The organism is Pseudomonas sp. TUM25319 (assembly GCF_056388475.1).
Genome location: NZ_CM150751.1, coordinates 957,751 through 975,659, shown reverse-complemented (window position 1 = coordinate 975,659; position 17,909 = coordinate 957,751). Strand labels below are relative to the sequence as shown.

General features: G+C 64.6%; 18 protein-coding genes and 1 pseudogene. 9 read left to right on the top strand and 10 right to left on the bottom strand.

Annotated elements, in window-relative coordinates:
• Positions 1 to 2 precede the first annotated feature (2 nt).
• The 6 genes from AC05QJ_RS04585 (at position 3) to AC05QJ_RS04560 (ending at position 5,299) form a co-directional block, all read left to right on the top strand.
• Positions 3 to 854: a MaoC family dehydratase gene (locus AC05QJ_RS04585; protein WP_476745802.1), complete on the top strand. Its 852-nt coding sequence runs from the start codon at positions 3 to 5 to the stop codon at positions 852 to 854.
• Positions 855 to 963: 109 nt separating this feature from the next.
• On the top strand, positions 964 to 1,269 hold the full coding sequence (locus AC05QJ_RS04580; protein WP_476745801.1) for a nucleotide pyrophosphohydrolase: 306 nt from the start codon (positions 964 to 966) through the stop codon (positions 1,267 to 1,269).
• A complete protein-coding gene (locus AC05QJ_RS04575) occupies positions 1,266 to 2,015 on the top strand; it encodes a methyltransferase (RefSeq protein WP_476745800.1) in 750 nt (249 codons plus the stop codon). Before AC05QJ_RS04580 ends, AC05QJ_RS04575 begins: the two co-directional genes overlap by 4 nt.
• Positions 2,016 to 2,027: 12 nt before the next feature.
• Positions 2,028 to 2,654 carry a DUF4136 domain-containing protein gene (locus tag AC05QJ_RS04570; RefSeq protein ID WP_476745799.1) on the top strand — a complete coding sequence of 209 codons (627 nt, stop codon included), beginning with the start codon at positions 2,028 to 2,030 and terminating at the stop codon, positions 2,652 to 2,654.
• A gap of 22 nt (positions 2,655 to 2,676) precedes the next feature.
• Positions 2,677 to 3,237, top strand: coding sequence for a DUF4136 domain-containing protein (locus AC05QJ_RS04565; RefSeq protein WP_476745798.1), 561 nt, complete (start codon positions 2,677 to 2,679; stop codon positions 3,235 to 3,237).
• Between the two features lie 109 nt (positions 3,238 to 3,346).
• Positions 3,347 to 5,299: a pilus assembly protein TadG-related protein gene (locus AC05QJ_RS04560; RefSeq protein ID WP_476745797.1), complete on the top strand. Its 1,953-nt coding sequence runs from the start codon at positions 3,347 to 3,349 to the stop codon at positions 5,297 to 5,299.
• Here the strand turns inward: AC05QJ_RS04560 and AC05QJ_RS04555 are convergent.
• Both AC05QJ_RS04555 and AC05QJ_RS04550 read right to left on the bottom strand, forming a co-directional pair.
• Positions 5,284 to 7,944: a PAS domain-containing sensor histidine kinase gene (locus AC05QJ_RS04555; protein WP_476745796.1), complete on the bottom strand. Its 2,661-nt coding sequence runs from the start codon at positions 7,942 to 7,944 to the stop codon at positions 5,284 to 5,286. The two genes, AC05QJ_RS04560 and AC05QJ_RS04555, sit on opposite strands and share 16 nt — an antisense overlap.
• Complete coding sequence (locus AC05QJ_RS04550; RefSeq protein ID WP_476745795.1) at positions 7,941 to 8,384, bottom strand: TadE/TadG family type IV pilus assembly protein; 444 nt, start codon at positions 8,382 to 8,384, stop codon at positions 7,941 to 7,943. Before AC05QJ_RS04550 ends, AC05QJ_RS04555 begins: the two co-directional genes overlap by 4 nt.
• A gap of 75 nt (positions 8,385 to 8,459) precedes the next feature.
• Here AC05QJ_RS04550 and AC05QJ_RS04545 point away from each other — a divergent pair, with 75 nt between their 5' ends.
• Complete coding sequence (locus tag AC05QJ_RS04545) at positions 8,460 to 8,930, top strand: prepilin peptidase (RefSeq protein ID WP_476745794.1); 471 nt, start codon at positions 8,460 to 8,462, stop codon at positions 8,928 to 8,930.
• 140 nt (positions 8,931 to 9,070) lie between these two features.
• Positions 9,071 to 9,850 (top strand): response regulator, encoded by a 780-nt coding sequence (locus AC05QJ_RS04540; RefSeq protein WP_476745793.1) that lies wholly within the window; start codon positions 9,071 to 9,073, stop codon positions 9,848 to 9,850.
• A gap of 133 nt (positions 9,851 to 9,983) precedes the next feature.
• On the opposite strand, the gene AC05QJ_RS04535 is transcribed toward AC05QJ_RS04540, so the two are convergent.
• The 8 genes and pseudogenes from AC05QJ_RS04535 to cpaB form a co-directional block, all read right to left on the bottom strand.
• Entirely contained in the window at positions 9,984 to 10,259 is a 276-nt protein-coding gene (locus tag AC05QJ_RS04535) for a DUF3613 domain-containing protein (protein WP_476745792.1), read from the bottom strand.
• Positions 10,259 to 10,939: a tetratricopeptide repeat protein gene (locus AC05QJ_RS04530; RefSeq protein ID WP_476745791.1), complete on the bottom strand. Its 681-nt coding sequence runs from the start codon at positions 10,937 to 10,939 to the stop codon at positions 10,259 to 10,261. The genes AC05QJ_RS04535 and AC05QJ_RS04530 overlap by 1 nt, the downstream gene beginning before the upstream one ends.
• A 14-nt stretch (positions 10,940 to 10,953) precedes the next feature.
• Positions 10,954 to 11,838: a type II secretion system F family protein gene (locus AC05QJ_RS04525; RefSeq protein ID WP_476745790.1), complete on the bottom strand. Its 885-nt coding sequence runs from the start codon at positions 11,836 to 11,838 to the stop codon at positions 10,954 to 10,956.
• 1 nt (position 11,839) lies between these two features.
• Positions 11,840 to 12,721: a type II secretion system F family protein gene (locus AC05QJ_RS04520; RefSeq protein ID WP_476745789.1), complete on the bottom strand. Its 882-nt coding sequence runs from the start codon at positions 12,719 to 12,721 to the stop codon at positions 11,840 to 11,842.
• The gene (locus tag AC05QJ_RS04515; protein ID WP_476745788.1) at positions 12,718 to 13,986 is read right to left on the bottom strand and encodes a CpaF family protein; all 1,269 of its coding nucleotides are present in this window, start codon (positions 13,984 to 13,986) and stop codon (positions 12,718 to 12,720) included. Before AC05QJ_RS04515 ends, AC05QJ_RS04520 begins: the two co-directional genes overlap by 4 nt.
• Complete coding sequence (locus AC05QJ_RS04510) at positions 13,976 to 15,175, bottom strand: CpaE/TadZ family protein (protein WP_476745787.1); 1,200 nt, start codon at positions 15,173 to 15,175, stop codon at positions 13,976 to 13,978. The genes AC05QJ_RS04515 and AC05QJ_RS04510 overlap by 11 nt, the downstream gene beginning before the upstream one ends.
• Positions 15,172 to 16,411, bottom strand: a pseudogene (locus AC05QJ_RS04505) (type II and III secretion system protein family protein). The gene AC05QJ_RS04510 and the pseudogene AC05QJ_RS04505 overlap by 4 nt, the downstream one beginning before the upstream one ends.
• Positions 16,412 to 16,432: 21 nt before the next feature.
• Entirely contained in the window at positions 16,433 to 17,362 is a 930-nt protein-coding gene (gene cpaB / locus AC05QJ_RS04500; RefSeq protein ID WP_476745786.1) for a Flp pilus assembly protein CpaB, read from the bottom strand.
• A gap of 320 nt (positions 17,363 to 17,682) precedes the next feature.
• On the opposite strand from cpaB, the gene AC05QJ_RS04495 reads away from it, so the two are divergent.
• Entirely contained in the window at positions 17,683 to 17,868 is a 186-nt protein-coding gene (locus AC05QJ_RS04495; RefSeq protein ID WP_476745785.1) for a Flp family type IVb pilin, read from the top strand.
• The last annotated feature ends 41 nt before the right edge of the window (positions 17,869 to 17,909 follow it).

The window sequence follows — 17,909 nt, the reverse complement described above, 5'->3', positions numbered from 1 at the left end:
ACATGACGACCAGCTGGCACGACCTCGGCCATACCGCCGGCCTTTCCGGGCTTTACCTGAAAGCCGCGAGCAAGCGCAGGATCAGCGGCGACACCCTGCCGACCAGCGGGCTGCGCTGCTCGATCAGCGTCGATGAACGCAACCTCGCTGCTTACCGCAAGCTCTGCCTGTTCAGCGACGACGGCCGCCTGCCGCCGACCTATCCCCATGTCATGGCCTTTGCCCTGCAACTGCAGTTGCTCACGGCCAAGGGGTTTCCGTTTCCGCTGCTGGGGCTGGTGCACCTGAGCAACCGCATTCGTGTGCTGCGGCCGCTGGGCGGTATCTCGCGGCTGCGCTTCGCGGTGTCTGTGGATAACCTGCAGCCTCACGAAAAAGGCGCCACCTTCGACCTGCGCACCGATGCCGAGGACGGCCTCGGGCTGATCTGGTCGGAAAGCAGCCGGATGCTCTGTCGCGGCATGAAGCTGGAAGGCCAGCCGCCACAGGTGCAGCCGCCCGAGCCGCTGCCGATGAGCGAGCTGACCCGCTGGTACGCCGACAGCGACATCGGCCGGCATTACGCACGGGTCTGCGGCGACTACAACCCCATTCACCTCAGTGCGCCGACGGCAAAACTGTTCGGCTTCCCGTCGGCCATCGCCCACGGCATGTGGAGCAAGGCCATGGCCATGGCACACCTGCGCGGGCATCTGCCGCGCAGCGGCTACGAGGTTTCGGTGGACTTCCACAAGCCGGTGCGGCTGCCGAGCGAGGTGATCCTCGATTGCAGTGCCGAGGCGCCGCAGGGGCAGTTTCGTTTGAGCGGGCATGGCGGGCTGGTGCACATGCAGGGGCGCTGGGAGCCCTGCTGACGGCGTGGATTCCGGGAGCGCTTTGCGCTCCCCAAAACGCCTGCCACAGTCCAAGGTCTTGCCAGGCGCCAGCTTCCCCCTGAAGCTATACCGCCTCAGGAGACCCCACATGAATCTGCAAGAACTCACCCAACGGCTGCACCGTATCCGCGACAACAACGACTGGCGCGGTTTCCACAGCCCGAAGAACCTGGCCATGGCCGCCAGCGTGGAAATGGCCGAACTGGTGGAGATCTTCCAGTGGCTGACCGAGGAGCAGTCTCGAACGCTCACCCCAGAGCAACTGGAACACGCCGGGCAGGAAGTCGGTGACGTCGTGCTCTATCTGCTGCTGATGTGCAGCGAACTGGGCATCGACATGGAACAGGTGGTGCGGGCCAAGCTGGCCGACAGCGAGAGGCGCTTCGCCAAATGAACGACCGTCATTTCGACGCCCTGGCGACCCGCTTCGCCGAGAAGATCTACGGCGGCGCCAAAGGCGCGATCCGCCTCGCGGTATTGCAGGCCGACCTTGCCGAATGCCTGCCGGACCGCCCGCTGCGCATCCTCGATATCGGCGCGGGCCTGGGCCATATGGCGCTGTGGCTGGCCGAGCGCGGTCATCATCTGACCCTCGCCGAACCTGCCGCGCCCATGCTCGACGGCGCCCGCGAGCGCTTTGCCACTGCCGGCCAGCCGGCGACGTTCATCCAGGCGCCCTGGCAGGACCTGCTGGGCGAGCTGACCGAACCCTACGATCTGGTGTTGTGCCATGCGGTGCTGGAATGGCTGGCCGAGCCGGAGTCGATCCTGCCCGTCCTGCACCAATTGACCCGCCCCGATGGCCTGCTGTCGCTGGCGTTCTACAACCGCGACGCGCTGGTGTATCGCAACCTGCTCAAGGGCCATTTCCGCAAGATGCGGCGCAACACCCTGGCCGGCGAAAAGCAGAGCCTGACCCCGCAGAAACCCCTTGATCCCCGCGAACTCCGGGCGCAACTTGAAGGTCTATGGCAGATAGAAACCGAGAGCGGTGTGCGCGTGTTCCATGACTACATGCCCACCGAGTTCCAGGCCCGCGCCGAGCTGATCGACCTGCTGGAAATGGAACTGGCCCACCGTCGTCACCCGGCCTTCGCCGGCCTTGGTCGCTACCTGCACTGGATCTGCCGCCCCCGCTAGTGGGAGAGTCACATGCCGTACCGTGTCGCTACCGTCATCGCCTGCTTCGCCCTGGCCGCCTGCCAGGGCAGCAATCCCTATGTCGCCAGCTCGCGTCCGCTGCCACCGGCACCGGCGCAGGCGGCCAGCACCTTCGACAGCAGCGCTTATCCAGCGCCGCCACGCGACTACGGCAGATACCGAAACTGGAGCTGGCTCAACGGCCAATTGCCGCCAGGCAACGCCGCTACCGATTCGGCGCAGCTGGCCGAGATCGTCAGCAACGCCCTCGACCAGCGCGGCCTGCGCCCGGCCCGGGGTGGCCGCGGCGACCTGCTGGTGAGCGCCGGCATGCACATGGAGCGGCGCCTGCGCCAATACCGCGACGACGACTATTACCCCTACGGCGGTGGCTACGGCGGCATGGGCTATCGCCATGGCTACTACGGCAACAGCTACGGCGCCTATGCCACCGTACCGGTGGTGCGGACCTACGAAATCGAAGTGTTGGTAGTGCGTGTCGATCTGATCGACGCCGGCAGCGGCCAGCCGGTGTGGAGCGCCAGCGCCGAGAGCGGCAGCCAGGGTTCCCTGGCCGACCGCGACGAAGCGCTGCGCCAGGCCGTCGAAAAAGCCATGAGCGGCTATCCTCCCAGCTAGACACAGTCACTGGAGTATCACCATGTTCCGCCGACTCGCTTTACTGTCCCTCCTGGCGCTGCTCAGCGCCTGCCAGACCAACAACGTCAGCCAGGACTTCGACGCCAGCCGCGACTTCGCCGGCTATCGCAGCTGGACCTGGAAGGAACCGGCGCTGCAGTACCGCCCGGATGATCCACGGATCAAGAGCGACCTCACCGAACAGCGCATCCGCCAAGCGATCAGCGAACAACTCGACCAGCGCGGCCTGCGCCCCGCACAGGGCGGCAACCGTGGCGACCTGAACGTGCAGGCTTACCTGATCGTGGAAAACCGTCATCAGCAGATCACCACCCAGTACGGCGGTGCCTGGGGTGGCTACTACGGTGGTTACTGGGGCGGCCCGATGATGGCCGAGACCCGCACCGTGCAGTACAAGGTGGCGACCATCCAGGTCGACCTGTTCGACGGGCGCGATGGCAAGCTGGTCTGGCGCGGCAGTGCCGAGCAGACCATGAACCATTACCCGCCGACCCCGGAAGAACGCAACAGCGCGATCCAGAAGACCGTCACCGAGGTACTGTCCCACTACCCGCCCCGCTGAACCCCCGCAGGTGGCCGGTCGCCGGATAAAGGCGACTGGCCATGTCTTTGACTACACTCCTTGAACGCACACGAAAGGTGCACGGCCAGGTGCCGGCAAAGGAGTGCTCGTGTTCCCTCGATTCGCTACCCGCCAACGGGGTGCCATTGGCTTGATGACGGCGCTCACCCTGGCCATGGCCCTGGTGTTCGGCTTGTTGGCAGTCGACGGCGGGCGGCTCTACATGGAGCAACGCAAGCTGCAACGGGTGGTCGACATGGCTGCCCTGGAAGCCGCCGGACAGAGCGCCACCTGCAACGGCATCGGTCCACAGGCGGCGGCCCTGGCCAACACCAGCGCAGTGCGCAATGGCTTCACCCTCGCCAACGGCAATAGCCTGGTCACCACCTGTGGCAGCGTCAGCACCGGTGCCGCCAGCCTGCGCAGTTTCACGCCTGACGCCAGCATCGCCGAAGCGATCCGCGTCGTCGGCACCAGCAATGTCGCCACCAGCATAGCCTCGGGCATACGCAGCATGGTCAGCGGCGAACCCCTGGCCGCCACCACCGCCCTGCACGCCCAGGCCGTGGCGGCGGCGCCGCGCCCGCCGCTGGCGATGCTGCGCCTGCGCTCGACGCTGTTGACCATGGACTCGCGCAAATCGGCCCTGCTCAACGCGCTGATCGACCCCTTGGGCGGGCGGGTGAGCCTGGACGCGGTGGGTTGGCAGGGCATCGCCAATACCCAGATCAACCTGCTGGATTTCCTCGATCAACTGGCGATCGACCTCAACGTCGGTGCCGGTCATTACGACGAACTGCTGGCGAAGAATCTCAAGGCCACCGACCTGATCCGCGCCGCCGCCACGGTGGCCGGTCGCAGCGGCGCGGCGGCGGATGTGGTGACCAACCTGGGCAAGATCGTGGTCGGGGCCGACAACAGCACACTGATCCAGTTGGGCGACATTCTCGATGTCGCCAACGGCACCGGCCAGGCCGGGCTCGACACCATGCTCAACGTCATCGACCTGGTGCAGGCATCGGTAATGCTGGCGGCCAAGGACAGCGCGGCGGTGGCGCAGATCCCGCTGAACCTGCTGGGGGCGGTGACCGGCACCATCCGCCTCAAGGTGATCGAGCCCGAGCAGCTTTCGGCCATCGGCAATCCGGCGACCGATGAAATCAAGGTGCACACCGCCCAGGTGCGGGCGCTGATTTCCCTGGACCTGCCGATACTCAGCTCCATAACCGGCCTGACCAACGCCGTCCTCAACCTGGCGACCCCCTTGACCAATATCATCAACCCGCTGCTCAGCCTCAATCTGCAGGGCACCCTGCAATCCATCGGCTGCCTGGTCCTGGTGCCGTGCAAAGTCAGCGACATACAACTGATGCCCAACGTGCAACAGATCGATATCGGTGTGGAGGTCGCCTCCGCCACCAGCGAAGTCACCAACTACAGTTGCTCGCCCGACAAGCAACTGACAGCCAGCACCCAGACCGCTGCCGCCAAGGTCGCGGTCGGCAAGTTCGACTCCCCGAACGAGTTCTTCACCAACGGCACGACAGCCGTGCAACCCATCCCGCTGATCGACTTCGGCACCAACATCTGCACCAAGCTGACCATCATCACCGTGGGTTGCCAGGGCCGGGTGCCTCTGGTGGGAGGAGGCGTCGGGATCAAGGTCGATACCACCGTACTGGGCACGCCGCCCTCGGCGCCCCTCTCGCAGCTGTTCAGCGGCACCACCGCCCCGCCCAACCTCGATCAGCCGCCGGTTTACAAATCGGCGACCGGTAGCTCCACCGACGTGGTCAGCAGCCTCGGCAGTACGCTCAACGGCGTGCAGTTGCAGGTTTATCAACCCCAGGGCAGCCATCCGCTGGGGCAGATCGTCACATCGGCCGCCAGCCTGCTCAACAGTGTGAAAACCCTGCTGCTGCCGCCAATCATCACGCTGCTCGGACGCATCACCGACCCGCTGGTCAACTCACTGCTCAAGGCTCTCGGCATCGACCTGATGGTCACCGATGTCGGTGCCAACATGGACTGCAGCAGCACCCGCGCTCAGCTGGTGCTCTGAACCGGCAGTTCGATCACGAACCGCGCGCCGTCCCGGCCGTTGCTCGCGCTCAGCGTCCCGCCCATGCTTTCGACGATCCGGTAGCTCACCGACAGCCCCAGGCCAGTGCCGATGCCTGGCCCCTTGGTGGTGAAGAACGGCTCGAAGATGCGCTCCAGCAGGCGTGGATCGATACCGCCGCCGTTATCCTCCACCCACAGGCGTACCCAGTGCCCGTCGCATTCTCCACGCAGCGCGATCCAGGGCTGCGCCACCCGCTTCTCCAGCAGTACGTCGCGGGCATTGACCATCAGGTTGATCAGGACCTGCTCCAACTGATCCTCGTGCCCATTGACCGTGCAGGCCGCCGGCGGATCGCCGAGGCGGATCTCGATGCCCTTGCCGGCGAGGCCGTCGGCCAGCAGCGACAGGGCGCCCTCCACCGCCAGCCAGGGCTCGAACAGTGAGCGCTCGACCTCGGAACGACGGCCGAACACGCGCATGTGATCCACCACCTTCGATGCACGTACCACCTGGGCATCGATGCGACGGAGCTTTTCCTGCAGGTACTCGATATCCAGGTCACCGTTTTCCAGACGCTTGAGGGCGTTGACCACGGCCATCCGCATAACGTTGAGCGGCTGGTTGATCTCGTGGGCCAGCCCGGTGGACATTTCCCCCAGGGTGGCCATTTTCGCGCTCTGCAGCACCAACTGCTGGGCGCGCCGCACTTCAGTGTTGTCCCGCCCGACGGCCTGGACTTCGACCAGTTGGCCTTCGTCGTCGAACAGGCCGCGGTCGGACCAGACCCACCAGGCATGCTGACGCCCGGGCAACTGCAGGCAGACCTCGTCGCTACTCACCGGGGCCTGGGGGGTCAGCAAGGCAATGCGCTGGCGGAAGGATTCGCGCTGGCTGTCCGACATCCAGTCGCCGAGGTTCATGTCTGGCAATTGCTCGGGGGTGCAATCCAGGTAGTCGGCCAGCGGCCGGTTGCCGTAGAGCAGTCTGAGGTCCGGCTGATAGCGGCAGATCATCGCCGGCGAGTCCTCCACCAGCACGCGATAACGCTCTTCGCTCTGGCGCACGCGTTCGCTGGCCTGTGTCGCCTCGGTGACGTCCAGCCACAGCCCGACGGCCTCCACCGGCATGCCCAGGTCGTTGCGCAGCAGGCGAGCCTCATCCAGCACCCAGTGCCAGTTGCCGTCCATGTCGCGCAGGCGGTAGCGACTACGCACCTGCCCCTCGCGCAGCAGCGTGCGGGTGCGGGCCAGCCAAAGCGGCTGGTCTTCCGGGTGCACCCAGTTTCCCGGCTGCAGGCGCTCGCCTGGCATGGCGTGCCAGCCCAGCAGCGGCTTGAGGCTTGCGCTGAAAAAATCGGCGTGCAGGGCGCCCTCTTCGTAACGCTGCACATAGATCACCGCCGGCGAACTGGCGATCAGGTTGTCCAGCCGCGCACGGGCCCCGGTGGCCTGCTGCTCCTGTTGCTTGATGTCGGTGATGTCGAGCATGAAACCGTGCAGCCGGCGCGACTCGCCCAGCCCGCAGACCTCGCCGCACAGGCGATACCAGCGCGCCGGCTCGCCCTGCAGGCGCAGGCACAACTGCAGGTTGTCGCCGCGCCGCTGCAGGCCGCTGAACGCCAGCAGTGCTTCCTCGCGGTCGGACGGGTGCACCTGGCTCAACCAATCGGCCAGGGTCACCTGCGCCGGCACCCCGAAGCTCGCCGCCAGGCCTGGCGCCAGATGCAGGTAGGGATCATGGGGCGACCACTCCCACCAGCCGGCACCGAGCAGGCCCTGGACATTATCCAGGCGCTGCTGGCTGGCCAGCAGTCGGTCGCCAGTGAGGCGCGCCAACAATGGCTCGACCAGGGCATCCGCCAGCATCAGGGCATTGTCGTCCAGCGTGGTCTCGCCGCTGTCCTCGCACAGCAACCACGCCTGGATTTCGTGACGCTGGGTATGAGGCAGCAGCACGAACGGAATGTTCAGCGCCTGCAAGGCGGGCTGGCTGCTGCTGCGAATCAGGTGCCCGGCGGGCAGTTCGTTGAGCAGCGCACTCAGGCGCTGCTCGCTCCAGGGCACGGTGTCGCCGCTGTGCACATAGCTTTTCCAGCCGCCGCTGCCGCGCAGCAGCAACATCGCCCAGCCTGCCTGCCAGTGCCACGCCAGACGGCGCAACTGTTCGGTGGCGACCTCGGCGATGTGTGCCAGGCTGCCATCGCGCAGCGCCGCACCCATGTCGGCCGCCAGTGCCTGGCGCTGCTGTGCTGCGATGCCCTGGCGCTGCTGTTGCACCAGGTCACCGATGTCGAAGAGTTGCAGCAGCCAGCCATCGGCCTGCGCCAGTATCCAGCCGCGGGTGTGCAGGGTGTGCCCGGCAGCGGTACGCAGGTCCAGGTCCAGCGGATGGGCCTGCCAGTCCGCCGGCTCGCCTTCCAGGCTCAGCAGGCTCTGCGGCTGCACGTAGTCCTGCACCTGCGCCGGCAGGTGGGCCGGCAGCGCCAGCACCGTGCGCAGCGGACCGCCCAGGCGCAGCACGCGAGCCTGATTGTCCAGCCACAGTTGCAGGCCCACTGCCGGTGGCGCCGATGCTTCTGGCCAGTCCGGCGTGTCCGTGGCGCGGGTCCGCCAGCGATCGAAGAGCCCCGACCCGCCGCTCAAAGCTGCAGGCTCGCTTGGGCACTCAGACGCGTCGGCAATCGGGGCACTTCACCGATCAGCGGCAGCACCAGAACCGGCAAGACCGAGGTGATCTTGCTCTTGTCGTAGTGGATGTTCACCGTCAACAAGCGACCCGGCGTCAGCGTGACCGTGGCGTCGCTGGTGTACTGGAAGCTCAGCGATCCCGGCAACCAGGCCAGTTGCTGCTGCAACACCTGGCGAGCCAGATTGGTGACGTCGGTGGCATAGGTGGAACTCGACGGATCCAGCGCCACGCAGCGGCGCACCGCTTCGCTGCTGGCCTGGTTGAACGATTGCACCATGAGCATCGGCAGGCTGTAGCTGAGCAGCCCGTAGAACACCGCGAAAAACATCGTGAAGACCAAGGCGAATTCAATCGCCACCGCACCTTTTTCCCGTCTTGCGAGGCTTGCTTTCATGATCGCGTCTACCCTGACAGTGACACCTCTCAGACAAGCATAGAATCAATCAGACCAAGGGATGGCATTTCGCCAATGCAAAGTCTCGTATTGCTGTTGTGGCTTGGCCTTTGTGCCGAACAGGATGTCCGCGAGCGGCAGATCTCCAACACCCTCACCCTCGGCGTCGCCGCCGGCGCATTGGTCTGGCTGTTCGCCACCGGGCACACCTGGATCGGCTCTGAACCCGCCGATGCTGCCCTCGCGCTGGCACTGGTGATGTTGTTAACGCTTCCGGGTTATATCCTTGGTCGCCTCGGCGCTGGCGACGTGAAGCTGCTGGGCGCTCTGGCCCTGGCAACTGACCAGTGGTATCTGCTGGGAACCTTCATCGGCGCCGGGGTGGCCGTACTGGTATGGCTGCTGACCCGCCGCCGCTTGTGGGGCCTGCTTAATCAGAAAGTTAAGAACCGTCTTCGGCAACTGCAGGAGCAGGCGTCAATAAAGCAGCCCTTCGCGCCCTACCTGCTGGCGGGCTTCCTGCTCACGGCTTTATGGATCCATTAGTCGCCTGATGGCTCTGAGTCGGCTGTCACGCCTTGTAAATAGTCGAAAGGAGCGACTACTTTTGAATTAGTGCCCCACCGTGACCGGGACCGCCTTGGCAGCTTTCAGGGAGGGCACCTCAGCAAGGAGTCGCGAGCAATATGCCAGCCAGCCAAGTGAAAGTACTGGTCGTCGATGACCAGCCATTGATCGTCGAAGAACTGTGCGAATTTCTCGAAAGCAGCGGGTATCGCTGTGTTCCCAGCCATTCCAGCGTGAAAGCCATCGACTGTTTTGCCGCTGATCGCGACATCGGCCTGGTGGTCTGCGACCTCAACATGCCCGAGTACGATGGCATCGAGCTGGTTCACGCGCTCAAGGAAGTAGCCGGGCAACAGCAGCGCATCTTCGAAGCCATCATGCTGACCGGACGTGCCGAAAAGCAGGATGTGATCAAGGCGCTGCGCGAAGGCTTCGCCGACTACTACGCCAAGCCGGTAGACCTCGCGGAACTGCTCCAGGGCCTGCAACGCCAGGAAAGCGAACTGCTCAAGCGGCAGAAGGACCACAACCAACTGGGCCATCTGAACCAGAAACTCAAGTACCTGGCCGAGTCCATCGACGACCTCTACCAGGACCTCGACAAAGCGCGCGGCCAGGCAGCCACCACGCATGAAACCCGGGAAGAGGCCCCGCTGGAAAGCGAGTCCATCCCGACCATCTTCGCCCCGCTCTCCCCGCGCCAGCTCGACGTTGCGCGCCTGGTCGGCAAAGGCAAGACCAACTACCAGATCGCCTGCGAACTGGGTATCACCGAAAACACGGTGAAGCTCTACGTTTCGCAGGTCTTGCGCCTGACCCATATGCACAACCGCACCCAGCTTGCACTGGCGCTGTCACCAGGCTCGCCAGGGGCAAGGCAGCGGGTGACGGAACATTGAGGGCAAAAACCTGGCGAGAGTCAGTGCCTGTCAGTTAGTGACTCGGTAACAATTGGGGCCGCAGAGCGGCCCCAGTTGCACTAACAGACTGGCATTGGGTGAGAGTCGACTTTTTCAAAGGATGGCGAAAACCTCACTTGCTCCCCCCGCCCCCATCCGAACTCATCTTCTCCCATTTGAAATGCTCCGGAATCTCGTAGTTGTACACCTTGATCCAGCGCTCCATGGCCTTTTCGCGCTCTGTGGCCGTGGCCGCTTGCGGGATGCTGGAGTCATGGATGGCCTTGGGCTGTAACTGCAGCCAGGCTTCGGTGACTGCCTGGGCCTTGGACGAAGGGCCGTCGGGGATAGCGACAGCGGCGCAGGAAAAACCCGCCAGCGTGATCAACAACGGAATTCGGATGTTCATCAGGAACTCCTGGGCGGCTGCACGCCACCGGGTTTGAGTTGCTCGGCACGGGCCTGGGCCTCATTGAACTGGTCGGCGCTGAGGCCGAAGCGGCTGACCAGATCAGCCGCCTGTTGCCATTTGTCCTGATACAACAGCAGGGTCACCAGGTTGACGGCCGCCAAGCGGTCGCTGTCCTTCAACTCGATGGCCGTGAGGAACTCGAAACGGGCCTTCTCCAGTTCGCCCAGGCTGAGGTAGGTCACGCCGAGGTCGTTGCGGATCTTCTCGTCGGTGGGCGCCAGGCGAACCGCACGCAGCAGGTGCTGGCGGGCCTGGACGTTGTCACCACGCCCCGCCGCCAGTTGTCCCAGGCCATGTTCGGCCTCGGCGCTCATGCAGCCTCCCAGCAGGCTGCGGTACAGCGGTTCGGCTTCGCTGCTGCCCAGCAGGCGCAACACCTTGGCCTTGCGCATCCGCACCTGGACCAGGCTGTCGGGCATCTGTTCGAGATGCGCCAGGCTGGCGTGGGGCCGACCGTCGGCCAGCAGTTCATCGGCCATGTTCAAGGCCAGCTCCTGGGAGGAATCCAGCTTGCCGCAGCTTTTCGGCCCATCCGTCAGTGCCAGCCACGGGGCTGCGCCCTGACTGGCACAGCCCGTCAGCAGCAGTGCGCCGACCATCAACACAGCGAGTCTCATGCGGCTCCCCCTTTTCAATGAGTGAAGGCTCGAGCCAGCGCACTCAGCCCCGGCCCCGCCAGCACGATCAACAACGCGGGAAACAGAAACACCATCATGACGATGGACATCTTCCCGGACATTTTCGAAATGCGCTCCTGCAGACGCGTCAGACGGCGATCGTCGAGCAGTTGCTTGAGCGCCAACAGCGACTTCATGGCACCCCCGCCCTGGGTCAGCAACTGCTGGAGAATCACACAGGTGTCGGTGAATTCCTCCACCGACAGCAACGCCGCGGTTTTCTCCAGTTCCGGTGCCAACGCCAGACCAGAGTCGACACGCGCCAGCACCAGACGCAATTCGCGGCTCAGCACCGGCAGCAACTGCTGCCCTTCGTTGCTCAGGATGCGCAGGCTCTGCTCCACCGCCAACCCGGAGTCGAACAGGATGCGCAGCAAGGGAATGAAGCTGGAAACCTCGTTGGCGATCTGCTGCTGTCGACGGGCCGCCACATAGGCCAGCGTGCGCTTGGGCAACAGGTAGCCGATACCCAGCGCGAACATCGGCAGCACCCAAGGCGTCTTGCTGTCGGCATACATCAGTTGCTGGACCACCACCGCGAGCCCCAGGGCGCAAAGCGGCACACCAATCTGCAAGGCGGCGAACAGCGAACGTTGTCGCGTCCGCCGCCAACCGATGCGGTCGAGCAGGACGCGGGTTTCGCTGTCCAGATTCAAGGCACGCTGAGCCAGCGCACTGTTGCCCAGGCTCTCCAGCCAACCGTTGCGCAGCGGCTCGTCGCTCTTTTCGCCCTGCAGGCGCATGGCGACCAACTGTTCGCGGCGATGCTGGCGCCCCAGGTGCACGACCAGCAGCACGAAGGTGAAGAAGAACAGCACGGCACTGATCAGCAAGGCCATCTCAGATACTCCGCAACATTCGCCACAACGCCACGCAACCCAGCACCTGCAGGATGAACGCCGCCAGCAGCATCATCTGGCCGCTGTGGTTGTTCCACATCGACAACAGATAGCCGGGGTTGACCACCAGGAAGTAGGCCACCATGCAGATCGGCAGCAACGCCAGGACCAGGGCCGTCATCCGCGTTTCGCCGGTCATCGCGCGCAACTGGCGGGCGCCCTGATCGCGCTCGCGGATCAGCTTGATCAGGTTCTCCAACAGCTCGCTGGCATTGCCGCCGTAGCGGTGGTTGATGCGCAGGCCAAGGGCGAATACGCGAAACTCATCCTGATCGTACAGTTCGGCCAGATCCTGGAGCGCCTCATCCAGGCTTACGCCCATCTGCACATTGCGCTGGACCCGCTGCATCGCACTTTTCAGCGGGTCGGCGGACACTTCCACCGCCCCCAGGACCGCATCGCTGAGGGTGCGTCCTGCCTTGAGGCTGCGCACGGCATGGTCGAGCAGACCGGGCAATTGCTCGATCATCCGCCGCAAGCGCCGTCGGTAACACCAGCTCAGGTACAGGCGCCACAGCAGCGGCCCCATCACCAGCATCATGACGGCGCCCGGCCAGCCGGCGACACCGCCGGCCAGCGCCACCAGCAAGAGCCAGAGCGACGCCCAGAGCATCAGGCGGTCGGTGCGACGATCGAACCCTGCGCGCAACAGCATCAATTCGAATGCGCCCCGGGCGGGTGCCTGCGCTACCACGGGTTCGGGCAACTGGCCAAGGCGCTGCAGGGTGCGTTCCTGCGCCGACTTGCGCACTCCGCTATAGAACAGGCCGACAGAAGCGCCCAGCAACAGCACGCCGAACAACCCCAGCACCACGGCGATCATGGCGCAGGCTCCCCGTGTTCGCGCCGCAGCTTGTCCCCCGCCGGGTTGACCGCCTCGCGGGCGAAGCCCATGCCACCACGGCGGTCGAGGCGAAACAGGGTGTTGGTGACGTAGGTGTCATCGCGCATACCGACCACTTCCAGCACCTCGCTGACGCAACGGCGGCCATCGGGCAGGCGCGTCAACTGGATCACCACATCGAGGGCAGCGCAGATCATCTGCCGCAGGGTTTTCTCGGCAATCTGCCGCCCGGTGAGGCCGACCAGGGTTTCCAGACGCAGCAACGCGTCCTGCGCGGTGTTGGCATGCACCGTACTCATCGAGCCATCGTGGCCGGTGTTCATCGCGGTGAGCACATCGATGACCTCGACGCCGCGGATCTCGCCCAGCAGGATGCGGTCCGGGCGCATCCGCAGGGCGTTGCGGATCAATTCACTGGCCTTGATCTCGCCATGCCCTTCGGCGTTGGGCGGCCGGGTCTCCAGGCGTACCACATGGGGATGGTCCAGTTGCAGCTCGGCGACGTCCTCGATCGTGACCAGCCGCTCGTGAGGGCTGATCAACTGGCTGAGAATATTCAGCAGGGTGGTTTTGCCGGTACCGGTACCGCCGCTGACCAGAATATTGCAGCGCTTGCCCACGGCCAGTTCGAAGAAATCGAGGATCGCCGGATCGATGGCGCGGGTCGCCAGCAGGTCGGCGCTCTTGAGCATGTCCTTGCGGAATTTGCGGATCGACAGGCACGGCCCGTCCAGCGCCACCGGCGGGATGATCGCGTTGACCCGGCTGCCGTCGGGCATGCGCGCATCGACCATCGGCGATGACTCGTCCAGACGCCGCCCCAGCGGCGCGAGGATGCGCTGCATCACCCGCTCGACATGGTGTGCGTCGATGAAACGCAAGTCGGTCTGGTGCAGCACGCCGGCGCGCTCGACGAACACCCGGTAAGGACCGTTGACCAGAATCTCGGTGACGCTGGTGTCGCGCAGCAGCACCTCCAGCGGGCCGAAACCGGTGAGCTCGTCCACCAGTTCCTCGGCCAGACGCTCCATTTCATAACGCGACAGGGCGAGGTGCAGCCGGGCAATGTAGTCGCCGACCTGTTCAGTGACGAACTGCGCCAGGGCCGGGCGCGAGCCTTCCAGCAGGTTGCGCCCGGTGTCTTCGATCGCGTCGATGATATGCCGGTGCAAAGAGCGCTTCAGGGCCTGCGGATCACTGGCGAGGTTGTGCCGCGGGCCGCCGAACAGCTCGTCACTGCTCATGCTTGCTTCCCCATAGTCGGGTCAGCCAGTTGTCGGTCTTGGGCTTGAGGTTTTCCGAACGACGCGCCAGCCGGTCGCCGAGGGTTTTCAGGGCCTGGGTCAGGTTGTCCCGGGGCGCCAGTTCGAACAGGCTCAGGCCCTGGTTGCGCGAGTTGAGACGCACCTCGGTGCTGCTCGGCAGTTCCATCAGCACCGGCAAGGCAAAGCGTTTGCCCAGCGCTTCGGCGTCGGGAATGACGCTGCGCAGATAGCGGTCCACCAGCAGCTTGGCGTGCTCCAGGTTCATGCCCTTCTCGCGCCAGGTGTTCAGCACCTCCAGGTTGCGTCGGCATTCGATGACGTTCTGGTCGGTGTACCAGATCAGCTTGTCGCAGTGGCTGACGAAGGTGCGCAGGGCCTCGCTGTCGGCCTGTCCGGTGACGTTGACGATGATGTGCTGGAAATGCTGGCGCAGGGCACTGAGCAGCATGTACAGCTCGGCGGCGCTGGTGCGCTCCAGCGGCTCGTCGCCGGCGGCGTAGGCCAGCAGGCGCAGGCCGCCGGGTTCGCGGGCGAAGGCGCTGTCGATCAGGGTGCTGTCGAGCCGGCGCAGGTGGCGCAAGGCGTCGCCGAAATGGAACGACGCTTCCAGGCCGAGCAGCGCCAGGCTGTCGCCCCGGGGCAGGCCGAGGTCGAGCAGCAGCGTCTGCTGGCCGCTCTTCTGCACCACCTGCCCCAGATGCACCGCCAGCAACGCACCGTCGGAGCCGCATTGGGTGCCGTAGAGCACGGTCAGGCCACCCAGGTGCGGGTTGGTGGTGACCGGCGGCAGGCGTTTGCCCAACCGTCGGACCAGGCCCGCCACTTCACTGGAGCGCGATCCATAGGCGACGAAGTCCCGTGCGCCGGCACGCATGGCGTTAAGTACCAGTTGATTGTCCATGCCGTCGCCCAAGGCAACGATCGCCAGCATCGGCTTGGCCTCCAGCACCCCCTCGATCAACGCACACTGATTGACCACATGCTCGCGATCCAGGCCCACGAACACCAGGTTGGCAAAGGTCACGTCCACCAGCGCCAACAGTTCGTCGAGGCTGCCATTGCCGGCACCCACCACTTGGCCCAGCGGGGTCAGCGCGTTCTGCAGCCATTGCAGGTCACCCTCGTTGCGGGTGATTGCCAGGAAGGTCTGACTCAGGCTCTCGCTCATTGGGATAACCCGCTCTTGCGTTCGAAGTCGCCGTTCTCCAGGAAGAACAGCCGGCCCCAGCTGGGATCGTAGTTGCGCAAGCCCTCGCCCGGCAGCTCAGGGAGTTTTGCGTTGGCCGCCAGGGGCCTGACCAGGTGCGGGGTGACCACCATCAGCAGTTCAGTCTCCTCGCTCTGCACGTTGGACTGGCGGAAAAACGCACCGAGGATCGGCACATCGCCCAGGTAGGGGAACTTGTCCACGGTCGAGCGGTTGTTCTTGCTGATGAGCCCGCTGATCACAAAGCTCTCGCCGTCGGCCAGGGAAATGCTGGTATCGGTGCGGCGGACTTTCAACGCAGGCACATTGGTGCCGGCAATGGTCACGGCATTGTTGTAGTCCAGCTCACTGACTTCGGGGGCGACCTTGAGGCTGATCCGGTCACGGCTGATTACAGTGGGCGACAGCGCCAGGCGGATACCGAATTCCTTGTACTCGATCGATACGTTGTCGCTACCGCTGCTGGGCACCGGAATCGGAATCTCGCCACCGGCGAGGAAGCTGGCGGTCATGCCGCTGAGTACCACCAGGCTGGGACGCGCCAGGGTGTAGGCGAAGCCGGTATTCTCCAGTGCGTTGATCGCCGCGAGGAAGCGGCTGCTGCCGCCGCCCCAGGTAATGTTGAAGACGCTGTTGTCGAGCTCGATCGAGGGATTGGTGACAGGCACCGTGCCCGGCGTGAGCAGCGTGTTCGGCGACACGATCAGCGAGCTGTTGGAGCCCTTGAAGAACAATCGCGAGCCGGCCTCCTTGAGCTTGGCTGCGGCTGACCTCGACAAAGCGGATATCGGCCTGGATCTGGCTCGGCAGTTCAGCGTCCAGCGAGGGTGCGACAGCTGTGCCGGCAAGGTCCGCGGTGGCCCGACCACGCACGAACACCATGGTCTGACGCGGCTCGCCCGCGCAGGCAGTCCACAGGCTCAGGCTGGTAGCGCCAGCGCCCATGGCGGTCACCAGTACGGCATTGTTGCCCAGCGGGTGGACATCGGCGATTTTCGGATCACCCACCGCCGCCCGGGTAATACCCACCGGCAGCCGCAGTTCTTGCTGCAACCCCTGGTCGATCTCGATCACCGACGGCGCACGTGGCAATGCCGAACACCCCACGGTCGCCGCGCGGGTTTCGGAGATCGGCAGCAGCAGGCACAGCGCAGCCATCAGGGTGTACGAAGAAATCCGCGCAGAACGGCTGCTCATCGAAGGGCGTCCTTGCTCTATTCAGTGGGATGGCTCGGAAGACTGGGCACCACGAATGATCTCGATGCCGCGCCGCGGTGCCGGGGCGCTGGCCGGCGCAGCAGGGGGCGGCGCCATGGCCAGCTGGTTGAAGCGATACAACTGGCGATTGGCATCGGCCAGGGTCTTGTCCACAGCCTTGGGATCGGCCCAATACGCAGCCAGACGCTTTTCCTCGGCACTCCGTACCGCCAGCCGCACACTGCCGGCCTGAGCGGCGAGCGTCAGGCGACTGGCCAAGGCTTCAGGCACCGCCACCACCACGGTTCGCACGGGATTGCGGCGTTTTTCCTCACGGGCCTTGGGATCGACCTCCACCGGTTCGGCAGGCTTGCCGTCGTTGGCCAGCCCCATCTGCGCACCGACACTCAGCACCCGCAGCGCCGGCACCACCACCTGTGCGCTGGCCTGCGGGTTGTCTGTTTCATCCTTCAGATAGAGCAACGCATCGACGTAGTCACCGGGACGAATCTGCCCGGCAGCGGCGCTGACCTCATCCACGCCCAGGGTCAGGGCGCGCTCGCCCGGCTGGATCATCCGCGCCAGCGGGCCGCCGGCGTCGAAGCTGCTTTCTTCAAGCCAGGTGCCAGCAGCCAGATCGCGCCATGGCACGCGTCCGGCGACCTGCTCGAGGGTCTGGAAACTGCCGGCCGGCGCCACCAGCAGGCGCTCCACCGCAAGGTCATCGGTGGTCAGGGGAAGGTTGGCGGGGACATCCCGGCGCAGGACCACCACCGGTTTGCGCAATTGATCCTGGGCGTCGTTGACGACCTGGGTCACAGGTTGAGCTGCCGGTACGGGCGCGGGCGCCTCCCGAGGTGGCTGTTTACCCAGCACCAGCCCCCAGTAACCGGCAATCACCGCCCCCAGCAAAAACAGCCCCGCAAGTATCAACGTTACGCGACTGCTCATGAGCGGCCCCTCCTTGCCTTGCGCCCCACAGCCCATGACTTCTTGTTAACGGGCTCACAAATACACAGTTCGAAGTAACTATTTCGCTATTTGACGGTAGCGCAGGTAGGACAAAACGCCATTACGCCGTCAGATTTTTTTCAGCTGTTTTTCCGACACGCTCCTAAAACAACAGCTTATTGGCGACGGTTTTCCATTATCACTTTCCGACTAATGCTTTCTTACATTTGCCGAGGAGTTAACTCTTGACGATTCTCTGATGGCAAAGGGCTCACTTCCAAAGCCCGGTACTACCCGCGTCCAGCGCAAGGAGCTACACCATGCTGCTCTCCAAAATCACTGAATCGGTTCGGGAATTCATCAAACGCAACGATGGAGCGTCGGGTATCGAATACGCACTCGTCGCCGGCATGGTTGCCATCGCTCTAGTGGCGTTCGTACCCACCATCTCGGCGGGAGTGTCGGCGATTTTCACCACCATCCAGAACGCGCTGGACGGGGTATAGACGGTCGCCGGACACCGTACAGGGCTTGAATCGCAATCCCT

Coding starts and splice junctions, on each gene's coding strand:
- AC05QJ_RS04510 (WP_476745787.1), bottom strand. CDS start 15,175: ATGAGCGAGAGCCTGAGTCAGACCTTCCTGGCAATCACCCGCAACGAG.
- AC05QJ_RS04525 (WP_476745790.1), bottom strand. CDS start 11,838: ATGGCCTTGCTGATCAGTGCCGTGCTGTTCTTCTTCACCTTCGTGCTG.
- cpaB (WP_476745786.1), bottom strand. CDS start 17,362: ATGAGCAGTCGCGTAACGTTGATACTTGCGGGGCTGTTTTTGCTGGGG.
- AC05QJ_RS04575 (WP_476745800.1), top strand. CDS start 1,266: ATGAACGACCGTCATTTCGACGCCCTGGCGACCCGCTTCGCCGAGAAG.
- AC05QJ_RS04540 (WP_476745793.1), top strand. CDS start 9,071: ATGCCAGCCAGCCAAGTGAAAGTACTGGTCGTCGATGACCAGCCATTG.
- AC05QJ_RS04565 (WP_476745798.1), top strand. CDS start 2,677: ATGTTCCGCCGACTCGCTTTACTGTCCCTCCTGGCGCTGCTCAGCGCC.
- AC05QJ_RS04580 (WP_476745801.1), top strand. CDS start 964: ATGAATCTGCAAGAACTCACCCAACGGCTGCACCGTATCCGCGACAAC.
- AC05QJ_RS04495 (WP_476745785.1), top strand. CDS start 17,683: ATGCTGCTCTCCAAAATCACTGAATCGGTTCGGGAATTCATCAAACGC.
- AC05QJ_RS04570 (WP_476745799.1), top strand. CDS start 2,028: ATGCCGTACCGTGTCGCTACCGTCATCGCCTGCTTCGCCCTGGCCGCC.
- AC05QJ_RS04520 (WP_476745789.1), bottom strand. CDS start 12,721: ATGATCGCCGTGGTGCTGGGGTTGTTCGGCGTGCTGTTGCTGGGCGCT.
- AC05QJ_RS04550 (WP_476745795.1), bottom strand. CDS start 8,384: ATGAAAGCAAGCCTCGCAAGACGGGAAAAAGGTGCGGTGGCGATTGAA.
- AC05QJ_RS04530 (WP_476745791.1), bottom strand. CDS start 10,939: ATGAGACTCGCTGTGTTGATGGTCGGCGCACTGCTGCTGACGGGCTGT.
- AC05QJ_RS04545 (WP_476745794.1), top strand. CDS start 8,460: ATGCAAAGTCTCGTATTGCTGTTGTGGCTTGGCCTTTGTGCCGAACAG.
- AC05QJ_RS04535 (WP_476745792.1), bottom strand. CDS start 10,259: ATGAACATCCGAATTCCGTTGTTGATCACGCTGGCGGGTTTTTCCTGC.
- AC05QJ_RS04515 (WP_476745788.1), bottom strand. CDS start 13,986: ATGAGCAGTGACGAGCTGTTCGGCGGCCCGCGGCACAACCTCGCCAGT.
- AC05QJ_RS04585 (WP_476745802.1), top strand. CDS start 3: ATGACGACCAGCTGGCACGACCTCGGCCATACCGCCGGCCTTTCCGGG.